A 24,850-nucleotide genomic window follows, 5' to 3' on the forward strand; every position below is an offset into this window, starting at 1 on the left:
GCATATAACATTTCATTCCTTGCCATGACCATCATTATTCTGCTTATCCTTACCGGCATCTTACTTCTGGTACTGGAGTTTTTTGTTTTTCCGGGCATTACACTTGCCGCCCTGGGTGGTTTACTTATGATTGGGGGAGGTGTTTTTTTGGCTTATGGCACTTACGGGACGACTACCGGACACTGGGTATTGGCCCTGTCGCTGATGGCGGCCCTATTGGTTCTGGTCCTGGCCCTACGCAGCAAAACCTGGCAACGCTTGTCCCTGAAAACAGAGGTAGGCAGTCAGATTGAAACGGTAGAAAGCGGCCTGCAAAAAGGCGACAAAGGCATTTGCCTTACCCGTCTAAACCCGGTGGGAAAAGTTCTTGTTGGAGAACAGGAGGTAGAAGCCCGCTGTCCCGACAACTACGTGGATGCCGGAACCGAAGTTGAAATTGTGAAGGTCTTTAAGACCTACGTAACTGTAAAACCTCTAAATTAAATACTTATGGAACAATTCGGAACACTGGGACTGATAGGTGTAATTGTCGTCCTGCTATTTTTGTTTCTTTACTACGTCCCTATTTTACTGTGGTTCTCAGCTCTGGTAACCAATGTAAAAATATCGCTGCTGCAACTGGTGCTGATGCGCATTCGTAAAGTGCCGCCAACGGTCATCGTCAGGGCCATGATTGAAGCCCACAAAGCCGGTTTGCACGATGTGAAGCGCGACGAACTGGAAGCCCACTACCTGGCCGGTGGTCACGTAGAAAAAGTGGTGCACGCCTTAGTTTCTGCATCCAAAGCCAACATCGATTTGACCTTTCAAATGGGCACCGCCATTGACCTGGCCGGCCGCGATGTATTTGAAGCCGTACAAATGTCGGTCAACCCCAAGGTGATCGACACACCACCGGTAGCTGCTGTAGCCAAGGACGGCATTCAGCTCATCGCCAAAGCACGGGTTACTGTCCGTGCCAACATCAAGCAACTGGTTGGGGGTGCCGGTGAAGAAACGGTTTTGGCCCGTGTAGGGGAAGGCATCGTTTCTTCTATTGGTTCGGCCGTTTCGCACAAAGCCGTATTGGAAAACCCTGATTCCATTTCCAAGGTGGTACTGGGTAAAGGACTCGACGCAGGTACTGCATTTGAAATTCTCTCCATCGACATTGCCGACATCGACATAGGTAAAAACATTGGTGCCGAACTGCAAATGGACCAGGCTGAAGCCGATAAAAACATTGCCCAGGCCAAAGCCGAGGAGCGTCGTGCCATGGCCGTGGCCGAAGAACAGGAAATGAAGGCCAAGGCGCAAGAGGCACGTGCCAAAGTAATTCAGGCTGAAGCCGAAATCCCCATGGCTATAGCCGATGCTTTTAGAAGCGGCAACCTGGGTGTTATGGACTATGTGAAGTACCGCAATGTAGAAGCAGATACTGCCATGCGGGACTCCATTGCCAAACCACCGCAAACAGGCTACCGTCCGCCGAAAGGCAAGGACAAGGATGACAAATAATAAGCTACACAACTAAGAAGGGGCTGTCAAGAATTTGACAGCCCCTTTTTTTAATTTAATAGTTCGTTATGGTTTTATATCAAAATAACGATCTATTATTTTTTAATGATTATGACCTTCATGTCCCTTTAATTCCTTTTTAGTCTCTGTGCGGTCATACTTGCAGCATCCGGGAAGTTTTTCATAAACCTCATCCTTAGCCTTGTGCTTTTCGGTGTCGTGACCAGCCTTAGCAATGGCTTTGTGAATGGCATCCAATTGGGCCACTTCATCATCAAAAACCACTTCAATTTTCTGGGTTTCACGATCCCAATCGGCTTTGGTTACGCCCTCAACGGATAGTGCAGCCTTTTCGATGCGGCTTTCACACATGCCGCACAGTCCCTTTACTACGAACTGCTCTGTTTTATTGGCGGCAAAAACCACGGTTGTTGCCATCAATAACATAACAAATAAACTTAAAACTTTAGTCTTCATCTTTCAATTTTTAAATGATAACAATAATAATTAGAGCGATGCAATGACCCGCTCAAGCCGTTTTTTAATATCCCCAGCGATATCTGCCAGGTGAGCGTTCTCAACTGACATCATAGAAGCTGCAGGATCTACTGCAGCCACTTCAATTTGATGTTCGCCCACCTGCTGAAGTATCACATTACATGGCAGCATTGTGCCAATCTTATCTTCCTGTTGAAGGGATTTATAAGCACTGGGCGGGTGGCAGGCACCAAGAATTTTATAGGGTCTGAAATCTACATCCAGCTTCTCATTCAGTTTTTCCTGAATATCAATTTCAGAGAGAACACCAAAACCCTCTTTCTTTAGTGCCTCTTTGACTTGTTGCACTGCCTCATCAAACTCGGCAGCAATCATCTTACTGATGTAATAAATCATAATGTCTGATTTTTAGGGTTCGTAGAATCAATGGTTATGGCTTCCACCAGGGGGAGGATTGTCAGCGTGATTAGGTGCAGCAACGGTCAGTCCTTTGCGATATGTTTCCAGCACTTCACCACAGTTTAACATCATATCCCCAAAATAGGGATTTAAGATTTCGTCCGATTCACTGAGCCAGTTGGCACCCTCATCATCAAAGGCCATGGGGCAATATTGCTTATAAACCTTATCAATTTCCAGACCAAACTTTTCGGTCATATCAAGAATTGCTTCTGAAAGCAGCTGGAAATGTTCGCGTTGCACTTCAATATCATCCGCCCTGTTGATATGAGCGGCCGCTTCTGCCAGCTGTCCGTTCAGTGGCATCCACTGATCGTGAGCCTCTCCTTTCAGCAAGCCCATATTCACACTTTCCAGGACGTCTTCCATCTTTTTGGCTGCTTCTTGTGCAGCAACCACATTATCCTCAACGAGGGCATTTTTCACCCCAAAGTAAGCATTTGCCAAATTGGTGATTTGCTCTCTGAAAGCCAGTGGAGTCTCCAGACTCTGGGTGCCCGGGCGGTTCATCATACTTGGTTTGCCGGCCAACTGTGCAGCGGCATCCACACTAAAGGTGCCATTGGTGACAACTTCCTCACCGGCATCCAGACCGGAAGCGATTACAAATGCGCCTCCCAAATCAGCCCCTAAAAGCACCTCTCGCATCACAAAGCTGACGCCCTGGTCGGATTCACTTTTGACATAGACGACCGACTTTTTGCCCGTCCACATAACGGCACTTTTGGGCACCACGAGGGAGGACTGGTGGGCCGACAGCTTAGATTTCACAATGCCGGAAGCGAACATCTCGGGTTTCAGTTTTTGATCCGTATTACTCACTTCAATCCGTGCTTTGGCAATGCGCGTCCGGGGATCAATGACCGGATCGATGTAATTCACTGTGCCGGTGAAAGTTTCTCCCGGCAGGGATGAGATGCTGTAGTCGACAGTGGCCCCCCGCTTAATCCAGGGCAGATCCGACTCGTAAACATCAAACAGCAGCCAAACTTTGGACAAGTCCGTTATCTCATAAACCGCTTGTCCCCGCTGAACATAATCGCCTGAACTGACCATCATGCGGGTCACATAACCCGAGGTATTGGCCAAAATAGGGAAAGTGCTCTCGGCCTGACCAGATGCCAGCATCTGGTCAATTTGCCCATCGCTCAACTTCCAGTTTTTCAGCTTTTCTTTGGCTGAAGAAAAGAGGGCCGGCTGCGTGTCTTTAATTTTCTCTGCCTCAAATAACTCCTGCTGGGCCGTGACCAGTTCGGGCGAATACACATATGCCAGCACCTGACCTTTAGAAACATGGTCGCCCGTAAAGTTCACCATCAACCTTTCAATTCGGCCCGGAAAATGGGCCGGCTGGGTATAAACCAAACGCTCATCGGCCTGTACTTTGCCGTTTAGCCGAAGGGTTTTAACCGACTCGCCAGTGGTAATCACTGTCGTTTGCACGTCTGCCAGCTGCATGGCCGTTGGCGACATCCTAAGGGCATTGACATCGGAGTCGTCTGCCCCATCGGCCTCCACCGGAATAAGGTCCATCCCACAAATGGGGCAATCCCCGGGCCCATCCTGTCTGATTTGCGGGTGCATGGAACAGGTATAGGTGTTTTCCCCTTCAGCATCCTGGGCGTGGTCGTGTGTCGCATCCTGACTGTGTGAAGAGCCGCCAAAGACCAGCCATCCCAGCAAGAGACCGAGCACAAAAACGGCCACCACTATGAAAATATTTTTCTTGTTTATTGCGTTCATCTTAACGAGTTTTAGCGGTAATGTAATTAACTTCTTCAAGGGCTATAAAGTACTGACTTAGAGCAGTAGTATTCAATCGTTCATACTTCAGCAGTTGTTGTTGAATGCGCAAGACTTCTTCAAAGTCCTTTCCCGAATTGCCATAGGCCGACAATAGCAGGTTCATGGCCTGGCGCGTTGCAGCACTTTGTTGCGCATACAGGGCCACCAAATCGGCCTGCTGCTGCAGCTCAAAGGTGGCCCGGTGATATGCCGCAGTCAATTCATTGGCCAGCGCCTCCTGCTCAAGGGCAGTGCCCTCCTGCATAAACCGGGCTTCCTGGCGTGCGGCCCTGTACTTTTTTCTGAAAATGGGGATGGTGACTGTCACCATGGGCATCAGGACATCCTTCCCATTATCTTCCAAAACCATATCGCTGCGCTCATCCACCAGAACATAATCCAGTCCCACCCCAATTTTGGGCAGACCTTGTTTAAGCGCCACTTTTTCGGCAGCTTCGGCCGACTTTAACTTCAAATCCAGAGCTGCCATGCGGGGATGATTCACCAACAAGGAGTCCTTACGGTAATCCATAAGCATGTCACCAGCCGCGAGGGAATCCGCCACCACAACTGGTTCGTCATAGCCTCGGTTCAATAGGGTATTGAAGCGACTGGTAAGACTCGCTTCCTTCTTATCCAATATTTCCAGTTGCGTATTGGCCTCATTGAGTAACAAATCCACACGAATAACATCCACCATGGCGCCCATGCCATTTTCATATTTTTGCGTCGTCGTGGTTTTAAAGGATTCCAGCAGGCGGATGTTCTCCCGCTCCAAAAGTCGAAGCTTTTGGAGCTCGTACAACGGGTACCAGGCTTGAGCCACACGGAAATACAGCGCATTACGGGCATCCAGAAATTCCTGAAACTGCGCCTCTGCCGCTAAGGCTGCCACATCGCCCTGCGCTTTAAGGCTTCCGAACCAGGGAAACATCTGGGTCAGCGAAAATCGGGCCCTTTGCGCGCCCACCCGAGTTTCCACCGGCGAGATAAAGTAGCCGAAAGAAAAAGTCGGATCGGCCAGCGACCTGGCCTGGGGGATGCGCTGCAAAGCCGCCTCATAGGCCGCATACTTCGCCTTCAGCCCCGGATTATTCTCCGCCGCTATTTGGTAATAATCCTCCAGGCGCTGGGCGTTGCCGCCCAGGCCTGTCACCCAAAAAAGCACCAGAATAAAAATATTATTTCTGTTCATTGTCTTTCAGTTTTAGCTTACGTTCTTCGCGCATGCTGTAGAGCACCGGAACAATAAAATAAGTAATGGAAGCCACCAGCATACCTCCGAAGGCCGGAATGGCCATGGGTACCATAATGTCGGAACCCCGACCCGTTGAGGTCAACACCGGCAACAAAGCAATGATGGTGGTGGCGGAGGTCATAATGGCCGGTTTGATCCGGCGTTGCCCTGCTTCTACAACCGCCGCCCGGACTTCCTTCAGGCTATTGGTTGCGTTGCGCTTGAAGCTCTGGTCGAGGTAAGTCCCCATGACCACCCCATCGTCGGTGGCCAGACCAAAAAGGGCAATAAAACCGACCCACACTGCCACACTCAGATTCACCGTCCCCATTTGAAACAAGTCGCGCATGTTGGTGCCAAAGAGCGAGAAATCGACAAACCAGGTCTGCCCATACAACCACAGCATAATAAACCCGCCACTAAAGGCCATGGCCACACCGGTAAAAATCATCAACGCCGTTGTAACCGAGCGAAACTGAAAATAGAGAATGAGAAAGATAATCACCAGCACCAGGGGCACGATGATCGATAAGCGCTTTTCGGCGCGTACCTGATTCTCATAACTGCCCGAGAATTTATAACTCACACCGGCAGGGACTATCAGCTCCCCCGAACCAATCCGATCCTGAATGGCCTGCTGGGCATCGTTGACCACATCCACTTCTGCATAGCCATCCCTTTTGTCGAACAGCACATAGCTCACCAGAAAAGTCTCCTCACTTTTAATCATTTGCGGTCCCTGCAGGTATTCAAAATCGACCAGCTGAGCCAGCGGTATCTGGGCGCCTACGGGGGTGGGCACCAAAATCTTACCCAGCGATTCAGGATCCTCCCGCAGCTCACGTGGATAACGTACCCGCACCGGAAAGCGCTCCCGACCTTCCACAGTCGAGGTAATGGCCATACCGCCAATGGCTGTTTCAATGGTTTGCTGCACATCCGCCACATTCAAACCATAGCGGGAAATGGCCTCCCTATTGATATTCAAATGCAGATAGGGCTTGCCGATGACACGGTCGGCAAAGGCCGCCTCGGCCTTGACCGAGGGTACCTCTTTCAGAATCCCCTCCAGCTGCATGCCAAAACTTTCGATGGTCCTCAAATCCGGTCCGTAAACCTTAATACCCATGGGCGCCCGCATGCCCGTTTGCAGCATGACCAGACGTGTTTCGATGGGCTGCAATTTGGGGGCAGAGGTCACACCTGGAATTCTGACTACCTTAACAATTTCGTCCCAGATGTCATCGGGCGACTGGATGTGCGAACGCCAGTTGCGGAAATACAGACCACGGGCATCCGGTATCAGGTCGCTTTTCTCAATTCCTTGTTCCAAGGCCGACGCATTATCAAGGGCTTCTCCTGCAAGGGTCAGGAAGCGGTCTTGACCATCCGTTTTAAAGCGCATGCGCTGTCCACGCTCGTTCAGAATGTATTCGGACTTGTAATTGATGACATTTTCAAACATAGAGACCGGTGCCGGATCGAGGGCCGACTCTACCCGGCCTACCTTCCCTACCGTCAGTGCTACTTCCGGAATATTGGTCAGCAACATGTCCAATTGCCCCGCCACTTTGCGGTTATATTCCACACCCGAATGGGGCATGGAAGTCGGCATCAACAAAAAACTACCCTCACCGAGGGAAGGCATGAACTCCTTCCCTATGCCCGGCAGACCGTGCGCCATTGTTGACCAGACTTTGTTGGTTCGAACATTCCATCCTACCTGGTCGAAGCCCTTTGCCACAAAGCCAAAGACGCTGTTAAAACCCAGCCAGATGGTCATCCCAAACACAATCAGCACTAGCGGAATCAGCATAAACTTGGCCTTGTGCGCCAAAGTCCATCGTAAGATGGGTCGGTAATAATACTCCAATGCCGCAAAAAAGCCAAGAATCAGTCCCACCAAAACCGCTACAAAAACAATGTTCAAAAGCGTGCTTTTTCCGGGACCCAACGGCAGCCAGTAAGTAGCCAAAAGCCAGATTACAGCCAGCACCGAAATAATCAGTTCGGCATGTTTCAATAAGCGATGGTACCAGGCACTTGAATCTTGTTCTTCCACCTTGTAAAAACACTTGGCCAGTCCCACAGCCCCAAAAAGCAACAATACAACACCGCCCCATACTGCACCAAAAATCAGGCTCCCAATACCGATAAGCACTAAAAGGGCGTTGCCCCATTTAATGAGACGCTTGTCCTTAATTTTAAAACCAAAGAAGATATGCGCCAGCGTGGGCAATATAAAAAGTGCCACCAGCAAAGCCGCCACCAGGGCAAAGGTCTTGGTAAACGCCAAAGGAGTAAACAGTTTGCCTTCGGCTGCTTCCATGGTAAAGACCGGGATAAAACTCACTATGGTGGTAGCTACTGCGGTGAGAATGGCCGAGGACACTTCTGCTGCCCCCTTGTACACCGTGGTCATCATTTTTTGACCCGGTGGGGCCTCATCCACATGCTTGATCACATTCTCCGAGAGAATAATGCCCAAATCGACCATGGTGCCAATGGCAATGGCAATGCCCGAAAGGGCCACAATATTGGCGTCCACCCCAAAATAGCGCATGGCAATGAAGACCATGAGCACGGCAATGGGGAGGAGACTGGAAATTAGTATGGAAGCCCTCAGGTTATAGATCATAACGATTATAACCAGAATGGTGATGAGTATTTGCAGGGAGAGCGCCTCCTCCAAAGTTCCCAAAGTTTCGTATATCAGTTCCGTCCGATCGTAGAAGGGCACTATAGTTAGTTGACTTTCCACCCCATTGGCCAGGGTTTTGGACGGAAGCCCCGGTGCAATCTCGGCCATTTTATCCTTCACATTATTGATCACCTGCAAAGGATTGGATCCGTAGCGGGCCACCACCACGCCACCGACTACTTCGGCCCCGTCCTTATCGAGCAGACCCCGACGGGCTGCCGGTCCCAGACCAACCACCGCCACATCCTTAACTCTGATGGGCACATTGTCCTGCACCGCCACTACAGCCTGCTCCAGGTCCTCAAGATTTTTAACGTATCCCAGTCCCCGTACCAGATACTCGGCCTGATTGATCTCGATGGTCTTGGCGCCCACCTCCTTATTGGATTTTTGCACCGCCTGCATCACCTGATGCAAAGGAATATTGTAGGCTTGCAGCGCATTGGGGTTTACATCGATTTGGTACTCCTGAACAAAACCCCCAATGGAAGCCACTTCAGAAACGCCCTGGGCGGCGTTGAGTCCGTACTTCACATAAAAATCCTGCACCGTTCGTATTTCGTGCAGATCCCACCCCCCGGTCGGATTCCCTTCCTTGTCGCGGCCTTCGAGGGTGTACCAAAACACCTGTCCCAAGGCCGTAGCATCGGGCCCCAACGCCGGTTGCACCCCTTCGGGCAACAAACCCGAGGGTAAGGAATTCAACTTCTCCAGAATGCGCGAACGCGACCAATAAAATTCCACCTCTTCATCAAAAATGAGGTAAATACTGGAAAAGCCAAAGATGGAAGAGCTTCGAATGGATTTCACGCCGGGAATTCCCAGCAGAGCCGTGGTTAAAGGATAGGATATCTGGTCCTCGATGTCCTGCGGCGAACGACCGGCCCAGGAGGTAAATACGATTTGCTGATTCTCCCCAATGTCGGGAATAGCATCCACCGGCACGGGGTCACGCGGCAGAGCGCCCGTATTCCAGGCAAAGGGAGCGGTCGTAATTCCCCATACGACCAGCAAGGCCAGCAGCAGAAAAGTGACCAGCTTATTCTCTAAAAAGAATTTAATGATATGATTAAGCATGATGATGCTGATTTAATGATGGCGACTTAAGCCAATGCGTTTCCAATAGCGTCCATAGAAAATCCCAAAGTCGGGTCAGCGCCACCCAAAGCAAGGCCAGCACTATAGCGACAGGAGATTATGGCGGTCAACCCGGTGGCTGACCCCACTAAAGGAAAAATCAAATCAGGTAAACCTGAATGACACTCAGTTTGACTTCATGCAAAAGATCGGGGGGATGGGCATAAAAGTGTCTGCCCGACAAAAGCGGGACAGGATGCCCAATGATAAGTAGGGGTGAAAAAGTTTTCAGAAGGTCTTGTTCGGCAAGCGACCATTCAGGTTTTGAGGCAAGCTGATACTCATCGACCTCCATCAAAACCCGATGATTGTCGCAACAATCTGACGAAAAAGAAATGTCCTCTTCAAAAGGCAAATCACAAGCCTCCATGCCACAGCCGACCTCACTGTGGGCACTTGTGAGACTAAAACCGGCCAGTTCTCCACCACAATAATGGAACACCCCTCCTCCCGAAACGGAAAAGAGCAGTGTTAAGAGAATGGCCAATATGGTCTTTAGTTTTTTCACCGGCTTATTAGAAATAGCATTCACAAAGGTAGGGAGCTGCGTGTTCAAAAACCACCTACCTCATAAAATACAACGTTAATATTAGGTTAAGGTTCAAAAAAATATTTTTATATCGCAAGCGATATAAAAAACAATGTCTATATTTGTATCGCGAACGATACAAATAAACTTCATAAAACAAATCAGCATGAGCACAGCATTTTATTCCTTCACAGCAGAAGACATCAAGGGACAAGAAATCAGCATGGATGCCTTTAAGGGCAAAACCGTGTTGGTGGTGAACACCGCCAGCAAGTGTGGGTTTACCAATCAGTTTGAGGGACTCGAAGCCCTTTACGAAAAGTATAAGGACAGGGATTTTGTGGTACTGGGTTTTCCCTGCAACCAGTTTGCCAATCAGGAACCGGGCGATGAGCAATCGATTGTAAATGGCTGCATGCTCGATTACGGAGTAACCTTTCCCATGTTTAAAAAAGTGGATGTGAACGGCGACAACGCCCACCCGCTTTACCAATATTTAAAAAAGGAACTCAGCGGTATCTTCGGTGGTAAAATCAAATGGAACTTCACCAAGTTTCTGATTGATGGAAATGGAAAACCCGTCAAGCGTTTTTCACCCTACTACAAGCCGGAAGACATCGACCGCTATGTCGCAGAACTGGTCAACTAATCAGCCATGACTTCCCCAAATGCCGCAATTGCCGAACAAAAGACCAGCACTTTTGGGGCGATTGCGGCATTCTAAGTAAATTTGAACAAATAATAAAACAACATGCCGCACCAGCAACTACTTCTCAGCAATCAGCTGTGCTTCCCCGTTTACGCCGCCTCCCGTCTCATCATCAGGGAATACCAGCCCATGCTCGACAAGCTGGGTCTGACCTATCCGCAATATCTGGTATTGTTGGTATTGTGGGAAGAGGATGGGCAAACGGTGAATGAGATCGCTCGGCGACTCATTCTCAACACCAACACCATTACCCCCCTGCTCAAGCGCATGGAAGCGCAGGACTTGCTGAGCCGCCAGAAGGGAACCGACGACACACGCACGGTTGTGGTGCGATTGACCGAAAAAGGCAAGGCGCTGGAAGCGGAAGCTTCCTGCGTTCCCGAACAGCTCGTTACGGGACTAAAAGACACGCCGTTGTCGGTAGAGGAACTGCAGCAACTTAAGGCACGGCTCGACCAGCTCATCACCCTTTTGAACCGTTGAGGCGATATTAATTACGCAAGCCCACATACACCATGTAGCCCGCATAAAGCAGCAAAAACAGCAAACCCTCCCAACGATCGAGTACCCTGCGCTTACCCGTAAACATGGCCAATAACAATAAGACGGTCCCACCCAGCAACAGGCCCAAATCCAGGTTAAAAGCAGAAGTATAAGGCATGGCTTGGATGCTTGCACCCACCCCTAAAATCAAAAAGATATTGAAAATATTGGAGCCCACCACATTGCCAATGGCCATGTCGGCACTGCCCTTTCGCAGCGCCACCAGAGAAGTCACCAACTCGGGCAGTGAAGTCCCCATAGCCACAATCGTCAACCCAATCACCTTTTCACTCACAGCAAACATACGGGCCAAGTCCACCGCCGAGTTAACCACCCAGCGGCCCCCTATGATCAAACCTGCCAATCCCCCCACAATCAGCAAGGCAGCCACCAGTGGCTTTTTGGTGGCAACAGCGCCCTCTTCCACCTCCACGCCGGGTGCCTGCATAGAGCGATAAATGTAGTAGAGAAAAAATCCAAAACACAGCAGGAGCACCAGGCCGTCTGCCCGACCCACCATCAGGCCATCTCCTCCCCGCCAAAACTCGTTGGCCAGCACCAAAAGCAAGAGCGCCGCAAAAAGGGAGAGCGGGATTTCTCGTCGGATAACACCCACCTGCACCTGCAAGGGTTTGACCACCGCTGTAAGGCCCAAAATCACAAAGAGATTGAAATTATTGCTGCCAATGACGTTGCCCAGCGCAATCTCGGAATGCCCGTTAAGCGCCGCCATAACACTAACCACCAGCTCCGGCGCCGAAGTCCCAAAAGCAACAACAGTAAGCCCAATCACCAACTCCGAAATGCCGTACTTGCGAGCCAGGGAAGAAGATCCCGTTACCAGCCAGTCGCCCCCTTTTACCAAAAGCGCCAGGCCGGCCAACAATAAAACCAGGGAAAGCCACATAAGTAAGTGCTTTTATAATTCAGGCGAAAGTTAAGAGAAGAACTGGTTTTTTTTCACTATCATGCATAAAATTAAGCGCACTTTTCAACAATGACAAAAAGCAAAAGCAAAGCAAGAGGGAACAACAAGGTGAAGGACGTGTTGCGCCTTCGACCCGTGATTAAACTCAAACGCAAGGCACCGGGCCAGGCACCGGGGACCATAGAACACACCGGTGTGCAACGTATGGAAAGCGTACAGCTTACCGTGCACGATTACAGCGACCAACACTGCGACCAGATTGCCATTCGCAGCATAGAAAAATCGGCCCCCTACCTCGGCGACCGCAGCAAGACCTGGATTCAGGTACAGGGCCTGCACGACATAGCACAACTGAAGGACATCTGGAGTTACTTTGAGCTGCACCCCTTGATGCAGGAAGACATCGTGAGTGTAAGTCAACGTCCAAAAATTGAGTCCTACCCTGAGCACCTCTTCATTGTATTACGCATGATTGCAGCCCCCACACAGGCTGGTGAAGATTTTCGTTCCGAGCAGGTCAGTCTGGTGCTGGGCCCCAACTACCTCCTCTCCTTTCAGGAAAGCGAGGACCCGGTGTTTGCCCCCATCATCAAGCGCCTGCAGGTGCCCGGCACACGTCTGCGCACCTTGGGAACCGACTATCTGGCCTATGCCCTGATCGACAATGTGGTAGACCATTACTTTTTGGCGCTGGATGCCCTCAACGACAAGGTAGAGCGCCTCGAAGAAGAAATCATGACCCAAAAACAGGACGACTTGCTGAGCGACATCCATGGTTTGCGTCGCGACCTCCTCTACTTCCGCAAATCCGTTTGGTCGCTGCGCGACAGTATGGCCCAATTGCTGCGCGACGAAAGCACCCATATCTCCTCCGAGGTCAAAGTCTTCCTGCGCGACGTGCACGATCACGTGGCCCAGGTCATCGACAACATCGAAAACCTGCGCGAAACGGTTTTCAGCTTGTACGACATGCACATGTCCACCCTCAGCAACCGCATGAACGAAGTCATGAAGGTGCTCACCATCATCGCCACCATCTTCATCCCGCTCACCTTCATCGCAGGCATCTACGGCATGAATTTCAATCCCGAGGCCGGTCGATGGAACATGCCCGAGCTCAACTGGCCCTACGGCTACCCCCTGGCCATGGGCCTCATGCTCATTATGGCCCTGCTCATGCTCCTCTACTTTAAAAGAAAGAAGTGGTTGTGAGTTAAACGCTTTCTGGCAAAAAACGCCTCTTTTTCCTGTCCGTCCGACTGCATGCACCCAGCCGGGGTATCATTTATTTGTATCTGTACCTCGTTGTATTTTTATCACCCATTTTTTCAATCAATCCATTTTCAACTGCAAATTTTAAATCACGACTTGCTGTGGCTGATGAAATTTCTCTAAAATTATTCAAATATGCTTTTCGGGTAAAGAAGTCATTTTTCACGATAGATTTAAACAAAATAATCCTATCCACATTCGTTAAGCTGACGTTTTGTATACTCAACAATTCCTGAAGCGATTCAAGAATAATTTCAAGCATGTATTCGATGAATACGGTTGATTCCCCAGTATTATCAGATTTCCCAAGGGATTCATAGTACTGTTCTTGCCGTTCCTTTATCAAAGACTCAATTGGCAAAAATTCAAAAACAGGATAAGCATCCTTCAAAATCAGAGTTTGCCACAACCGCCCCATTCGACCGTTTCCGTCTATAAATGGATGGATAAACTCCATTTCATAATGAAATACACAACTCTTTATCAGGATTAAGTCCTCATCGTTCTTTAAATAGTCGAACAAATCATTCATTAAAGGTTTAAGCATTTCGCATGGTGGGGCAACATGTGCAAGCTCAGCGCCTTTAACAATTCCGACCGATTTGCTCCTAAGTCTTCCTGCCGATTCAACAAGTCCGTTCATTAACATACCGTGCGCTTCACAGAAAGAATCAAAGTTGTATGGATTCAAGCTATCCAGCTTGTCGTAAACAGCAATGGCATTTTTAACTTCCAGAATATCTTTTTTAGGCCCTATTACTCTTTTGTTTTCAATAATTGCTGTTATTTGCTCAATAGTCAAAGTATTACCTTCAATTTCAAGGGATGAATGAATGGTTTTAATCCTGTTTTTCTTTCTTAACTCTGTGGGAGGCTTGTTCAAATGTGCTGAATTCACCTCTCCGATTTTCTCTGAAATTGAAGCAATTAACTTTAATATCCTTCCGGTAATCTTATAGGGAGGTTTCATAAACAAAACTATTAATAGTATCAAATGATAGTATCAAAGATATTGCGTTTACTTAAAATTGCAAGTAAACAATTGTTTTGTAGTCCCTCCAAAAAGAAGACTCCCCTTCAGGATAATTCATGAAAGGGAGTATAAATCAACACTCAAGCCAAGTCCATAAATCTAAGGCAGGGTGAGTAAAAATCGATAAAGAACCCTGTTCTTCCCATGTTGAATTAAGCCCTCCTCCGAACACCACTCCAAATCATCAAAAAACTCCGGAAGCAATTCATACCCAATGGCAAAGTCAGAATCCGCCTGGTTTCGCCAAAGGGCCAACAAAACATCATCCAAAGATCTTGAAACAATAACAGAATCTATAGTTAAAAACAGATGGCCCGGTCCCACGCCACCCACATTAGTCACTTATTACTTGTTAGACAGTCGAAAATCTGCTTTTTATAATATCCGGCATTCGGGCTGTCAAAAAATAGAAGGGGTGGACCCGAAAGTCCACCCCCTTACAATAACAAGATATTAATCAGGCAGCTGCCCTACACAAACAGATTCAGGCCGGCATCCTCGGTGCGCTCCAGGTAGGAAGCTACGCCGCCGATTTGTACGCCGTCGATCAGCTCATCGGCCTTAACGCCCATTACATCCATCGACATCTGGCAGGCAACAAATTCCACACCGGCATCCATGGCCGACTGGATCATGCTCTCCAGGGTGTCGACGTGCTTGTTTTTCATTACCATGCGCATCATTTTACTGCCCATGCCGGCCATATTCATTTTTGAAAGACCGAGTTTGCGGCTCGATTGGGGCATCATCATGCCAAACATTTTTCCGAACAGGTCTTTTTTAACCACCGGCTTCTGCTCCCGCTTAATGACATTGAGTCCCCAGAAGGTAAAGAAGATGGTCACCTTTTTGCCCGAAGCGGCAGCGCCGTTGGCAATCACAAAAGTGGCCAGGGCTTTGTCGAGGTCGTCGGAGAAACAAACCAGGGTGGCGCCGTTGGCACCGGCCGCTTTGGATGCGGCGGTGGCGACCTTTGGGCGCCCCTTGCGCAGCAGGGCGGAGATTTCGCCGCCGTCCTGGCTGAGCTCGAGCACCTCGTTGCCGGTCACATTGGCCCAGGCCTGTACATCTTTATAGAAGCCGGCATCGGATGCCGTGATTTTCAGCGTTTCGCCAACCGCCATTTCGTCCATCGACTGCTTCAGCTTGAGTACGGGACCAGGACACTGAAGACCACAGGCATCGACGACTTTAAGCTGACCGACTTCAATTTGGGGGACGACAGCCTCTTTTTTCTGTCCCTGGTAAATGTGGTCGTCGTGTCCAATATAATCGTTGGCAAAAATATCCTCATTACTTTGTTTCTGACTGGCTGTATCAAAAGTCTTCAAACCACCCGAAAGGTTGTAAACCTCCTCAAAGCCCTGCTGACTCAGAATGCGACAGGCCACGTGGGCACGGAGTCCCACCCCGCAAAAGGGCACCACCTTTTTGTCGCGCGGCAGCTCATCGAGGTGCTCCCGCAACTCGTCGAGGGGAATATTTACTGCGCCCTCAATGGATCCCAGGGCGAATTCATCGGGGGTACGGATGTCCAGCAAAAACAACTCTCCGGTGGAATCGGCCAGCACCTCGCGCCAGGTAATCATTTTGGTAACATCCTCCAGAATATTCTGGGCCACCATACCGGCAATGTTCACCGGATCCTTGGCCGAGGCAAAGGGCGGTGCATAGGCGTGCTCAATCTCTGCCAGGTCGTATACGGTAGCCCCATTCTGAATGGCCACCGAAAATAAATCGATGCGCTTGTCCACCCCATCGTAACCCACAATCTGGGCACCCAGGAGGCGACCGGTCTCCGGCTCGAAAGAGATTTTAACGGTCATGGGCAGCGCTCCGGGATAATAGCCTGCGTGAGAAGAGGCATGGGTGATGGAATCGATGTGGGGAATGTTGAGTTTGCCCAGCATTTTTCCGGGAACACCGGTTGAAGCCACAGTCAGGTCAAATACCTTGGCTATGGCGGTATTTACCGAACCCTTGTACACCCGCTTGTTGCCGCGCACCAGATTGTCGGCCAAAATGCGACCCTGCTTGTTGGCGGGACCGGCCAGATAGGTGATCATCTTGGTCTGCGTAATGGGATTGGTGAACTCAATGGCATCGCCCACGGCATAGATGTCCGGATCCGAAGTCTGCAAATACTCATTCACCACAATGCCCCCGGTCTGCCCCAGCTCCAGTCCCGCCGCACGGGCCAGACTGCTGTCGGGACGCACACCAATGGACAGCACCACCATATCGGTATCGATGGTTTTGGAAGAGTTCAGTTTTACCTCCAGGCCGCCCTCCTTCTGGGCGAAAGACGACACGGCCGTATTCAAATAAAACTCCACATTCTTGGTCTTCAAGTGCTGGTGCACCAAAGCGGCCATGGAATAATCGAGGGGCGTCATTACCTGTTCGGCCATTTCTACTATGGTCACGTTAACACCCGCCTCATGCAGGTTTTCGGCCATTTCCAGACCAATAAAGCCGGCACCTACCACTACGGCGTGGCGGGGGCGATGCTTCTCAATGTAAGCCTTAATCTTATCGGTATCGGGCACATTGCGCAAGGTAAAGATGCCCTCTGAGTTGATGCCGGGCAACGGGGGTTTTACCGGCTCCGCACCGGGACTCAGTACCAGCTTATCATAGCTCTCGGTATACAATTCACCGGTGCGCAGATTTTTTACCTCAACGGTCTTGGCTGCCCGGTCAATGGCGGTGACTTCCGAAAGGTTGCGCACCTCCATATTGAAACGCTTCCCGAAAGTCTCGGGCGTTTGCACAAACAAATTGTCCCTGTCCTTTATGGTACCGCCAATGTAATAAGGCAAACCACAATTGGCATAGGAGATGTACTCTCCCCGCTCAAACATAATGATTTCTGCCTGCTCATCGAGCCGACGCAAACGAGCTGCTGTGGTGGCTCCTCCCGCCACTCCTCCGATAATTAAATACTTCATGATTCAGGTTTGAGAGTTGTTCTTATATTGTTTAATCCAGTTATTTATCCTTTTAGATATTTACAAAATTAGATAATTACAGAAAAAAAGCTTCATTAATCTCCACCTTTAACATCTTTTGGCAAATAGCAGCATTTCACCTCCAATCGGCACTTGGTCACCACCGCCCACCGTTTCATCAACAAATCGACCTATTTGGTTGAAAACAAAGTGCCTTGCTCTTTACAACGGCCTCTTTTGCCGTAACTTTAATAGCACATAAAAATCTACTGAACCATGACGGATTATCAAAAAGAAATTGCCCAAAAAGTCTCTGCTTTTATCGCCGAAAATTCACACGCCGATACTTCTTCCCTGCAGTCGGACACCCTCCTCTTTAAAGAAGGCATCTTCGACTCCATGGGCTTTGTTTTACTGGTCGATTTTCTGGAAGACCAATTTTCCTTATCCATTGACGACAGCGACTTTACCGAAGAAAATTTTGAATCGGTAAAGGCCATTTGTACTTACGTGGAGCAAAAGGTGGCTGTAAAGGCACTTTGAAAGACCTGAGCCTATGTGCGGCATTACGGGATTTTTAAACCGGGCAGGTCTTTCGACCGATGCCCCGGAAGTTTGTAAGCGTATGCTGGCCCACATCCAGCATCGGGGACCCGACGAAAGCGGGGTTTATACCGATGCGTTGGTGGCCCTGGGCAGCGTGCGCCTGAGCATTGTGGATCTGGAAGGCGGGCAGCAACCGATGACTTTCGCCAACGAGCGCTATTGGTTGGTTTACAACGGAGAAGTTTTCAATCATCCCGAACTGCGCCAGGAGCTAAGCCAATTGGGACATCGCTTTAAGGGACACAGCGACACCGAGGTGCTTTTGCATGCCTGGCAGGAATACGGCCCGGCCTGTCTGCAAAAACTGAACGGACAATTTGCCTTTGCGCTGTGGGACCGCCAAAAGGAGGAGCTGTTTTTGGCCAGAGACCGCAGCGGCATTCGTCCCCTCTACTATTTCACAAGGGGACAGCAACTCTTATTCACCTCCGAAGTTAAGGCGCTGCTGGCCCACCCGGACTTCTCTGCCAGGCTGAACCACGGGGCGCTTGCGCAGACCTTCACCTTCTGGGCTCCCCTCAGTCCTCAAAGTGTTTTTGAAGGCATAAAAGAAGTGCCTCCAGGCCACTACCTGCAAATTGCCCCTCACAAAACCTCCTTGCACCGCTGGTGGCAACTCTCCTTCCCCGCAACACCGGAAGCTTTTTTCCAAGGCAGTTTCGACGAAGCCTGTGAGGAATTGCTCAGCTTGCTGACCGACGCTGTGCGACTGAGGCTGCGTGCCGACGTTCCTGTGGCTGCCTATTTGAGCGGGGGACTGGATTCCAGTGCCACCACGGCGCTCATTAAGGAGCTTGCACCCGACAACCTGCAAACCTTTTCCATTGGTTTTGAGGACGAGGAGTTTGATGAGACCCCCTACCAACAGGAAGTCTCCGCCTTCCTCAACACCAGGCACCAGGCTTTCACCTGTCGCCGCAGCGATATTGGACAGCTCTTTCCGGAAGTCATTTGGCACGCCGAAAGTCCCATCCTAAGAACCGCCCCGGTACCCATGTTCTGCCTTTCCCGCAAAGTAAGGGAACAGCAAATAAAGGTAGTGATAACCGGCGAAGGGGCCGATGAAATGTTGGGCGGCTACGACATTTTCAAGGAAGCCCTCATTCGGGATTTCTGGGCCCGAGAACCGGAGTCGCGCCTACGCCCCCTCCTGCTGAATCGCCTTTATCCCTACCTGCAGCAATTCAAGGGACGCAACCAGTCGATGTTGCGCCTATTTTATGGCTACCGGCTTAAGGACACCGACTCGCCGCTGTACTCCCACCTCTTGCGCTGGAAAAACACCGCCAACCTGCTTCATTACTGTTCTGCGGATCTGCGCGACACGCTCAGTGAGCAGGAAGCCCTGAAGCAGGTCAGCCGTCTGCTGCCGCCCGACTTCGACCAATGGGAGCGCCTGGGACAGGCCCAGTGGCTCGAAATCAACACATTTATGTCGCCCTACCTCCTATCCTCCCAGGGCGATCGGGTGGCTATGGGCAACTCGGTGGAGGGCCGCTATCCCTTTCTCGATTACCGGGTAATGGAATTTTGTGCCACCCTGCCCCCTCAATTTAAAATGCGAGGACTCAACGAAAAATTCATTCTCAAAAAAATGATGGCGGGTCGCCTGCCCCAATCGGTATTGCAACGCCCCAAACAGGCTTACCGCGCACCGGTATCCCGCAGCTTTTTAGAAGGGAAACGACCCGACTACGTCAACGACTTGCTTTCGCCACAAGCCTTAAAGGCGTCGGGCCTTTTCGATGTCGAAAAGGCTGAAAAACTACTCAGCAAGATCCAGCACAGCCCCATGGTGTCTGAAATCGACAACATGGCACTTGCCGCCCTGCTCTCTACCCAGCTCCTCCACCAACAATTTGTCCATCGCTCCAAACCCTTCCCCGTACAAAACGAACCGCGCAATTGTCGCACCCTCATCTGTTTAACTCCCAAAGCACTTTAAAATGAACCATTCCTTCTTCAACAAAAACGTATTAACACTTCAAGATCCGGCTGCCGAATGCCGCCAAATTGCCAACAACATTAAACACGATGTACTGCAACGCCTGCATCGCAGTGGTGCGGTAATCGGAATCAGCGGGGGCATCGACTCCAGCGTGACTGCAGCTTTAACTGTTAAAGCTTTGGGGGCCGATCGGGTATTGGGCATTCTTATGCCCGAGCAGGATTCCAGTCCCGATAGTGCCCGTCTGGCCCACGAGCTGGCCGCTCAACTGGGCATCGAAACGCTTACCGAAGACATTACAGGCGCCCTGCAGGGCTTCCGTTGCTACGAGCGGCGCGATGAAGCCGTTCGCAGTCTCTTCCCCGACTACGACCCGGCAAGTTGGAAAATGAAGATTGGCCTGAAGGAGACCGGCCTCCTGTCCAACCTGCCCCAGATGTTCTACCTGACTGTAATAGAACCCAATGGTAAAGAGCACCAAAAACGACTGCCGGCCCCAGCCTATCGACAGATTGTAGCGGCCTCCAATTTTAAACAGCGCAGTCGCATGGCCATACTCTACTACCATGCCGAAGCCAACCATTATGCCGCCATCGGCACACCCAACAAACACGAAGTGCAACAAGGCTTCTTTGTCAAAAATGGGGATGGCGGCGCCGATGTCATGCCCATTGCTCACCTGTACAAAACCCAGGTTTACCAGCTGGCCCGGACCCTGGAAATTCCTGCAGAAATTATTGAACGCACCCCCACCTCCGACACCTATACGGCAGAACAAACCCAGGAGGAGTTTTTCTTTCAACTGCCCTTCGATCGGCTCGACCTTTATTGGTACGCCTTCGAGAACCACTGTTCTCCCGAAGAAGTAGGGCGTATAATGGGCAATGCCCCCGATGAAATCAATCGCATTTACCAAGGCTTCGACCGCAAAATAAAAACCACCGAATACCTGCGGATGGCCCCCTTAATTCATCAGTAACATGACTGCCATTCCTCAACGGCTGTTGGGCGAGGCTTTATTAAAGACCGCCGCAGCCAGTCCACACAAAGTAGCCATCCTGATTAAGGACCAAAGCTACACCTACCAACAGCTGCGCGATGCGGCCCTTAAACTGGCGGGACACCTGCAGGCGGGGGGACTGCAACGCGGTGAACGGGTGGCGCTGTACCTGAACAACACCTGGGAATGTGCCGTTGCCATTTATGCGGTGGGACTGGTAGGAGGGGTTTTCCTGGTAATCAATCCCCAAACCAAGTCGGACAAGCTCTTGTATATTTTACAGGACAGTGGCGCCTCGGCCCTCATTGCCGAGGGACGATTGGGCAACGAATACCGGCCCATTCTTGCCGAGACAGCAAAACTCCGCCTGCTCATCGAATGCGGCAGTCCTTCCCAGGCGGATTCCGGAGCCATGCCGGCAGCCACCTTTGAAGCCATACAAAACGAAAAAGCTGTCGCGCCTGAAAATCTCCCGCTTTGCATCCCCAACGATTTGGCAGCCCTTATTTACACCTCGGGCAGCACCGGCTTTCCCAAGGGGGTTATGATGACCCACCAAAGTATGGTCTTTGCCAGTTGGAGTTTGATTCAATACCTGCGACTGACCAGTGAGGATCGCATTTTGGTGCTTTCGCCCTTCGCCTTTGATTACGGCCTGTATCAATTGCTGATGGCCGTTACCGTGGGCGGCTCCCTGGTGGTGGAACAATCCTTCACCTTTCAGCAAACCATCTATCAGCTGATCGAAAAGCACAAGCCCACCGTCTTCCCGGGCGTCCCCACCATCTATGCCATGATGATTGCGACCTACAAGAAAAAGCCCTTCAGTCTGCCCTGCATCCAAAAAATCACCAATACGGCAGCCGCCCTGCCGGCTGCCTTCCTGCCCGACTTGCAGCAAATTTTTCCCAATGCACTGATATTTAAAATGTACGGACTAACTGAATGCAAGCGGGTATGCTACCTGGAGCCGGAGCTCGTTAACGAGAAACCCGATTCCGTGGGCAAAGCCATTCCCGGCACAGAAGTCTTTTTACTGGATGCAGATGGTCATCGGGCAGGCCCTGGCGAAAAAGGCATTCTGCACATCCGGGGACCTCATATTATGTTGGGCTACTGGAACAAACCCGAACTCAGCCAGGAAATGCTGCGGCCGGGCGAACTCCCCTACGAACGTGTGCTTTGCAGCAACGACTGGTTCCAAACCGATGAAGAAGGTTTCCTTTACTTTTTAGGCCGCAACGACGACATCATCAAGACCCGCGGCGAGAAGGTGAGTCCCCTTGAAATTGAAAACATCCTGCACCAGATCCCCGGCATTCGGGAAGCCGCTGTTTACGGCATCCCCGACCCCATTATGGGCGAAGCCATAGTGGCCTGCGTATGTACCAACGGAGAGGCCCCCGACGAAAAAGGCATTCAACGCCTGTGCGCCACCAAGCTCGAAGCCTTCATGATTCCCCACCAGGTACGCTTTGTGCCGGAAATGCCCAAAAGCACCAACGGCAAAATAGACAAGAAAATCCTCAAACAAAACCAGCATGTACCTGCTTGAACCCAGTCCCTATGCGCGGGTAATGGAAGACCTGAGCACGACCCTCCATTTCTTGAGCGATAAGCCAGAAGAAACACCGGAGTCCACCCTTCGGGCCCTGTGGCTGAAAGCAGCAGGCACGCCGGTCTCTGCAGAAAAAGCCATGCAGACCCCACTGCCCCAACTCACCGCCCAACAGGAGCTTTTCCTGCAACAACTCATTAACCAAAGAAAGCAAGGAGTTCCGCTGGGCCATTTAAGCGGTCGACAAAGCTTTATGGGCTTGGAGTTTTGCACCGACAGCAGAGCACTCCTGCCCCGAAAAGAAACCGAACTGCTGGCCACCAAGGCCCTGGAACTGCTCCAGTTCCTGGCCGGCCAATACAGCAGACCAAAGGTGCTCGACCTGTGCTGCGGTTCGGGCAATGTGGGACTGAGTCTGGCTGCCCACCAGAGCTCCTGCAGGGTTTACTGCGGCGATTTGTCGCCGGAAGCGGTGGAACTTTGTCGCGAAAACATTGTGCAGCTCGGCCTTAGCGAAAGGGCCGAGGCCCGGGTGAGCGATCTGGGCGCTGCCTGGGACCTGCCCGAATACCACAACAGTTTTCATTTGCTGACCTGCAACCCACCCTACATCACCAGTTCGGGGGTTGATCGCATGGATGCCGAAATAGCCCATAAAGAACCACGACTGGCCTTTGATGGCGGTATGCTGGGCATAAACATCATGAAAAAACTCCTGCACGAAGCCCCCCGACTTCTGGTCCCCAAAGGCTGGTTGGTTTTTGAGCTGGGTGCCGGTCAGGGTCCTTTTATGCAACAACTCATCGACAAAACGGGGCACTACCACAACACCCAAAGCGTGTGCGATGCCGCTGGCACCATCAGAGTGTTGGCGACCCAAAAAAAAGCTTGACAAACCCACTGAATCGCAGTTACCTTTATGCTCGTCTTCTTCCATCCTGTAAAAGGTTCTATGGTAGGTATCCGAATTATTTATGCCCTTGGTTCTGCAGTCCATTTAAAAATTTTAGTTATGCGTGCTCCCCGTTTTTACAAGCTGCTCTTTTTGCTGGTTCTGGCCCTTCCTTTGCTGATGACCTGCGATAAAGACAAAACAAAAGAAAAACCGTTGATCCATGAAAACGGCAACGCTGATGACAATGGTGAAACCCCACCGCCCCCTGAACACATAGGCGGACAATACTTTGTTGCTCCCACTGGATCGGACAACGGCCCCGGTTCGCGCGAGCAACCCTGGAAAAGCTGGAACAAAGCCTTTAAAACTGCTCAGGCGGGAGATACGGTTTACTTCAGAGGCGGGGTTTACCATTCATCGGCCGACAATGGTGGCGAGCGGGATTTCAATTCCGGCACCGATGAAAAGCCCATTTGCTTTTTCAACTTTCCCGGTGAAATTCCCATTCTGGATTGCAGTCACCGTCCCCTTGATTTGGGTTACAACAAAGGCATAGCCCTGTGGCACGCCCAAAACATTCACATGAAGGGCCTGCAAATACGCAATGTTTTTCAACGTATGGATGCCCATGCCGTTGGTCTTGAAGCCTGGAATGTGGCCAACATCACCTTCGAAAACATGACCATTCACAACGTTTCGGGCGAAGGCTTTTTGGTGGCCGACTATCACGGAACCATCCGCTACCTAAACTGTGACGCCTATGCCTTATGCGACACCCTGCAATCGGCCGTGTATCCCACACCCGGCTCGCCGGGACAAAACGGAGCGGGTTTTCACTTCCGCGCCTACAGCGACACTCCGGGGGCCACCGAGTCAAAACTGCTTTACGAAGGTTGTCGTGCCTGGCAGTTTTCGGACAACGGTTTTGCAGGAACCTCGGTGGGCTATGTGGAATGGAACCATTGCTGGGCCTTTAACGGAGGAGACTTCTCAGGCGAAGGCTGTGGCTTTAAATACGCCTCCACATACCGCGAAAACAACACCCTGGAACTGGCGCGCGTAATCAAAAACTGCATTGGGGCCCACAACGGGGCCTATGGCTTTTCGCCCAACAACTCGGGCGATGCGCCCATGACGGGACGCTATTTCCACAACACCGCCTATTACAACGGCTATAAAGAAGACATTGGGCACGGACTGGGCTATGGCTGGATCATAATGCAGACCAACAGCCCACAAGCACCCGAAGGGGAGCTGTACGCCAACAATCTGTCGTACGACAACCGTAAGGGCGACTTCCACCGGGTACGCACCCAGGAAACCCACGACACGCACAACAGCTGGAACATGGATGTAACCCTGAGCGATGAACTCTTCGAGAGTGTCGACTGGGACGAACTTCGTCGCCCAAGGAAAACCGACGGCAGTCTGCCCGATATCGCTTTTATGAAACCCAAAAGTGGCACTCCGCTCATTGATGTAGGACGCGAAGTGGGCTTGGATTTTAGAGGCGAAGCCCCGGATTTGGGCGCTTTTGAAATTGAATAAACCTGGATGGCAATGG

The 24,850-nt window shown here is 50.8% G+C and carries 21 protein-coding genes; 11 read left to right on the forward strand and 10 right to left on the reverse strand.

All coding sequences use genetic code 11. The features are described from left to right. The first annotated feature begins 24 nt into the window (after window positions 1-24). Both B4W65_RS05920 and floA read left to right on the forward strand, forming a co-directional pair. On the forward strand, window positions 25-483 hold the full coding sequence (locus B4W65_RS05920; RefSeq protein ID WP_088654202.1) for an NfeD family protein: 459 nt from the start codon (window positions 25-27) through the stop codon (window positions 481-483). 6 nt (window positions 484-489) lie between these two features. Next, window positions 490-1,497 carry a flotillin-like protein FloA gene (floA, locus tag B4W65_RS05925; protein WP_088654203.1) on the forward strand — a complete coding sequence of 336 codons (1,008 nt, stop codon included), beginning with the start codon at window positions 490-492 and terminating at the stop codon, window positions 1,495-1,497. Window positions 1,498-1,599: 102 nt separating this feature from the next. On the opposite strand, the gene B4W65_RS05930 is transcribed toward floA, so the two are convergent. From B4W65_RS05930 to B4W65_RS05955, 6 genes are all read right to left on the reverse strand, one after another. Then, a complete protein-coding gene (locus B4W65_RS05930) occupies window positions 1,600-1,974 on the reverse strand; it encodes a heavy-metal-associated domain-containing protein (protein WP_088654204.1) in 375 nt (124 codons plus the stop codon). Between the two features lie 30 nt (window positions 1,975-2,004). Then, complete coding sequence (locus B4W65_RS05935) at window positions 2,005-2,391, reverse strand: DUF302 domain-containing protein (RefSeq protein ID WP_088654205.1); 387 nt, start codon at window positions 2,389-2,391, stop codon at window positions 2,005-2,007. Between the two features lie 27 nt (window positions 2,392-2,418). After that, window positions 2,419-4,197 (reverse strand): efflux RND transporter periplasmic adaptor subunit, encoded by a 1,779-nt coding sequence (locus B4W65_RS05940; protein ID WP_088654206.1) that lies wholly within the window; start codon window positions 4,195-4,197, stop codon window positions 2,419-2,421. Window position 4,198: 1 nt separating this feature from the next. Then, the gene (locus B4W65_RS05945) at window positions 4,199-5,434 is read right to left on the reverse strand and encodes a TolC family protein (RefSeq protein WP_088654207.1); all 1,236 of its coding nucleotides are present in this window, start codon (window positions 5,432-5,434) and stop codon (window positions 4,199-4,201) included. After that, on the reverse strand, window positions 5,421-9,254 hold the full coding sequence (locus B4W65_RS05950; RefSeq protein ID WP_088654208.1) for an efflux RND transporter permease subunit: 3,834 nt from the start codon (window positions 9,252-9,254) through the stop codon (window positions 5,421-5,423). Before B4W65_RS05950 ends, B4W65_RS05945 begins: the two co-directional genes overlap by 14 nt. A 160-nt stretch (window positions 9,255-9,414) precedes the next feature. After that, complete coding sequence (locus B4W65_RS05955) at window positions 9,415-9,822, reverse strand: HYC_CC_PP family protein (protein WP_146697721.1); 408 nt, start codon at window positions 9,820-9,822, stop codon at window positions 9,415-9,417. A gap of 187 nt (window positions 9,823-10,009) precedes the next feature. Here B4W65_RS05955 and B4W65_RS05960 point away from each other — a divergent pair, with 187 nt between their 5' ends. Continuing rightward, the gene (locus B4W65_RS05960) at window positions 10,010-10,492 is read left to right on the forward strand and encodes a glutathione peroxidase (protein WP_088654210.1); all 483 of its coding nucleotides are present in this window, start codon (window positions 10,010-10,012) and stop codon (window positions 10,490-10,492) included. 102 nt (window positions 10,493-10,594) lie between these two features. Continuing rightward, window positions 10,595-11,035: a MarR family winged helix-turn-helix transcriptional regulator gene (locus tag B4W65_RS05965; RefSeq protein WP_088654211.1), complete on the forward strand. Its 441-nt coding sequence runs from the start codon at window positions 10,595-10,597 to the stop codon at window positions 11,033-11,035. A 7-nt stretch (window positions 11,036-11,042) separates the two neighbouring features. On the opposite strand, the gene B4W65_RS05970 is transcribed toward B4W65_RS05965, so the two are convergent. Further along, on the reverse strand, window positions 11,043-12,002 hold the full coding sequence (locus B4W65_RS05970; protein ID WP_088654212.1) for a calcium/sodium antiporter: 960 nt from the start codon (window positions 12,000-12,002) through the stop codon (window positions 11,043-11,045). A 90-nt stretch (window positions 12,003-12,092) separates the two neighbouring features. Between B4W65_RS05970 and corA the strand changes: the two genes are divergently transcribed. Continuing rightward, complete coding sequence (gene corA, locus B4W65_RS05975) at window positions 12,093-13,235, forward strand: magnesium/cobalt transporter CorA (RefSeq protein ID WP_088654213.1); 1,143 nt, start codon at window positions 12,093-12,095, stop codon at window positions 13,233-13,235. Between the two features lie 73 nt (window positions 13,236-13,308). Here the strand turns inward: corA and B4W65_RS05980 are convergent, their stop codons facing one another. From B4W65_RS05980 to B4W65_RS05990, 3 genes are all read right to left on the reverse strand, one after another. Continuing rightward, window positions 13,309-14,265: a Fic family protein gene (locus B4W65_RS05980; RefSeq protein WP_088654280.1), complete on the reverse strand. Its 957-nt coding sequence runs from the start codon at window positions 14,263-14,265 to the stop codon at window positions 13,309-13,311. A gap of 162 nt (window positions 14,266-14,427) precedes the next feature. Then, the gene (locus tag B4W65_RS05985) at window positions 14,428-14,670 is read right to left on the reverse strand and encodes a hypothetical protein (RefSeq protein ID WP_088654214.1); all 243 of its coding nucleotides are present in this window, start codon (window positions 14,668-14,670) and stop codon (window positions 14,428-14,430) included. Between the two features lie 128 nt (window positions 14,671-14,798). Beyond that, on the reverse strand, window positions 14,799-17,279 hold the full coding sequence (locus B4W65_RS05990; protein ID WP_088654215.1) for an FAD-dependent oxidoreductase: 2,481 nt from the start codon (window positions 17,277-17,279) through the stop codon (window positions 14,799-14,801). Between the two features lie 276 nt (window positions 17,280-17,555). On the opposite strand from B4W65_RS05990, the gene B4W65_RS05995 reads away from it, so the two are divergent. The 6 genes from B4W65_RS05995 (at window position 17,556) to B4W65_RS06020 (ending at window position 24,834) form a co-directional block, all read left to right on the forward strand. Continuing rightward, window positions 17,556-17,822, forward strand: coding sequence for an acyl carrier protein (locus tag B4W65_RS05995; protein ID WP_088654216.1), 267 nt, complete (start codon window positions 17,556-17,558; stop codon window positions 17,820-17,822). A 13-nt stretch (window positions 17,823-17,835) separates the two neighbouring features. Beyond that, the gene (gene asnB / locus B4W65_RS06000) at window positions 17,836-19,830 is read left to right on the forward strand and encodes an asparagine synthase (glutamine-hydrolyzing) (RefSeq protein ID WP_088654217.1); all 1,995 of its coding nucleotides are present in this window, start codon (window positions 17,836-17,838) and stop codon (window positions 19,828-19,830) included. 1 nt (window position 19,831) lies between these two features. Continuing rightward, window positions 19,832-20,812 (forward strand): NAD(+) synthase, encoded by a 981-nt coding sequence (gene nadE, locus B4W65_RS06005; RefSeq protein ID WP_088654218.1) that lies wholly within the window; start codon window positions 19,832-19,834, stop codon window positions 20,810-20,812. Window position 20,813: 1 nt separating this feature from the next. Continuing rightward, window positions 20,814-22,388, forward strand: a complete 1,575-nt coding sequence (locus B4W65_RS06010; RefSeq protein ID WP_088654219.1) for a class I adenylate-forming enzyme family protein — start codon at window positions 20,814-20,816, stop codon at window positions 22,386-22,388. Further along, window positions 22,375-23,283 carry a N5-glutamine methyltransferase family protein gene (locus B4W65_RS06015; protein ID WP_088654220.1) on the forward strand — a complete coding sequence of 303 codons (909 nt, stop codon included), beginning with the start codon at window positions 22,375-22,377 and terminating at the stop codon, window positions 23,281-23,283. Before B4W65_RS06010 ends, B4W65_RS06015 begins: the two co-directional genes overlap by 14 nt. A gap of 120 nt (window positions 23,284-23,403) precedes the next feature. After that, window positions 23,404-24,834, forward strand: a complete 1,431-nt coding sequence (locus B4W65_RS06020) for a right-handed parallel beta-helix repeat-containing protein (protein WP_088654221.1) — start codon at window positions 23,404-23,406, stop codon at window positions 24,832-24,834. Window positions 24,835-24,850: the final 16 nt, after the last annotated feature.

Origin of the sequence: Geofilum rhodophaeum (assembly GCF_002210225.1) — a bacterium.
In the GTDB taxonomy this organism is placed as follows: Bacteria; Bacteroidota; Bacteroidia; order Bacteroidales; family Marinilabiliaceae; genus Geofilum; species Geofilum rhodophaeum.

What these genes read in the sequence shown, in the direction of transcription:
- B4W65_RS05970 (WP_088654212.1), bottom strand. Translation starts at nt 12,002, where the DNA reads ATGTGGCTTTCCCTGGTTTTATTGTTGGCCGGCCTGGCGCTTTTGGTA.
- corA (WP_088654213.1), top strand. Translation starts at nt 12,093, where the DNA reads ATGACAAAAAGCAAAAGCAAAGCAAGAGGGAACAACAAGGTGAAGGAC.
- nadE (WP_088654218.1), top strand. Translation starts at nt 19,832, where the DNA reads ATGAACCATTCCTTCTTCAACAAAAACGTATTAACACTTCAAGATCCG.
- B4W65_RS06020 (WP_088654221.1), top strand. Translation starts at nt 23,404, where the DNA reads ATGCGTGCTCCCCGTTTTTACAAGCTGCTCTTTTTGCTGGTTCTGGCC.
- B4W65_RS05990 (WP_088654215.1), bottom strand. Translation starts at nt 17,279, where the DNA reads ATGAAGTATTTAATTATCGGAGGAGTGGCGGGAGGAGCCACCACAGCA.
- B4W65_RS06010 (WP_088654219.1), top strand. Translation starts at nt 20,814, where the DNA reads ATGACTGCCATTCCTCAACGGCTGTTGGGCGAGGCTTTATTAAAGACC.
- B4W65_RS05980 (WP_088654280.1), bottom strand. Translation starts at nt 14,265, where the DNA reads ATGAAACCTCCCTATAAGATTACCGGAAGGATATTAAAGTTAATTGCT.
- B4W65_RS06015 (WP_088654220.1), top strand. Translation starts at nt 22,375, where the DNA reads ATGTACCTGCTTGAACCCAGTCCCTATGCGCGGGTAATGGAAGACCTG.
- B4W65_RS05995 (WP_088654216.1), top strand. Translation starts at nt 17,556, where the DNA reads ATGACGGATTATCAAAAAGAAATTGCCCAAAAAGTCTCTGCTTTTATC.
- B4W65_RS05950 (WP_088654208.1), bottom strand. Translation starts at nt 9,254, where the DNA reads ATGCTTAATCATATCATTAAATTCTTTTTAGAGAATAAGCTGGTCACT.
- B4W65_RS05965 (WP_088654211.1), top strand. Translation starts at nt 10,595, where the DNA reads ATGCCGCACCAGCAACTACTTCTCAGCAATCAGCTGTGCTTCCCCGTT.
- B4W65_RS05960 (WP_088654210.1), top strand. Translation starts at nt 10,010, where the DNA reads ATGAGCACAGCATTTTATTCCTTCACAGCAGAAGACATCAAGGGACAA.
- asnB (WP_088654217.1), top strand. Translation starts at nt 17,836, where the DNA reads ATGTGCGGCATTACGGGATTTTTAAACCGGGCAGGTCTTTCGACCGAT.
- B4W65_RS05945 (WP_088654207.1), bottom strand. Translation starts at nt 5,434, where the DNA reads ATGAACAGAAATAATATTTTTATTCTGGTGCTTTTTTGGGTGACAGGC.
- B4W65_RS05920 (WP_088654202.1), top strand. Translation starts at nt 25, where the DNA reads ATGACCATCATTATTCTGCTTATCCTTACCGGCATCTTACTTCTGGTA.
- B4W65_RS05935 (WP_088654205.1), bottom strand. Translation starts at nt 2,391, where the DNA reads ATGATTTATTACATCAGTAAGATGATTGCTGCCGAGTTTGATGAGGCA.
- B4W65_RS05940 (WP_088654206.1), bottom strand. Translation starts at nt 4,197, where the DNA reads ATGAACGCAATAAACAAGAAAAATATTTTCATAGTGGTGGCCGTTTTT.
- floA (WP_088654203.1), top strand. Translation starts at nt 490, where the DNA reads ATGGAACAATTCGGAACACTGGGACTGATAGGTGTAATTGTCGTCCTG.
- B4W65_RS05930 (WP_088654204.1), bottom strand. Translation starts at nt 1,974, where the DNA reads ATGAAGACTAAAGTTTTAAGTTTATTTGTTATGTTATTGATGGCAACA.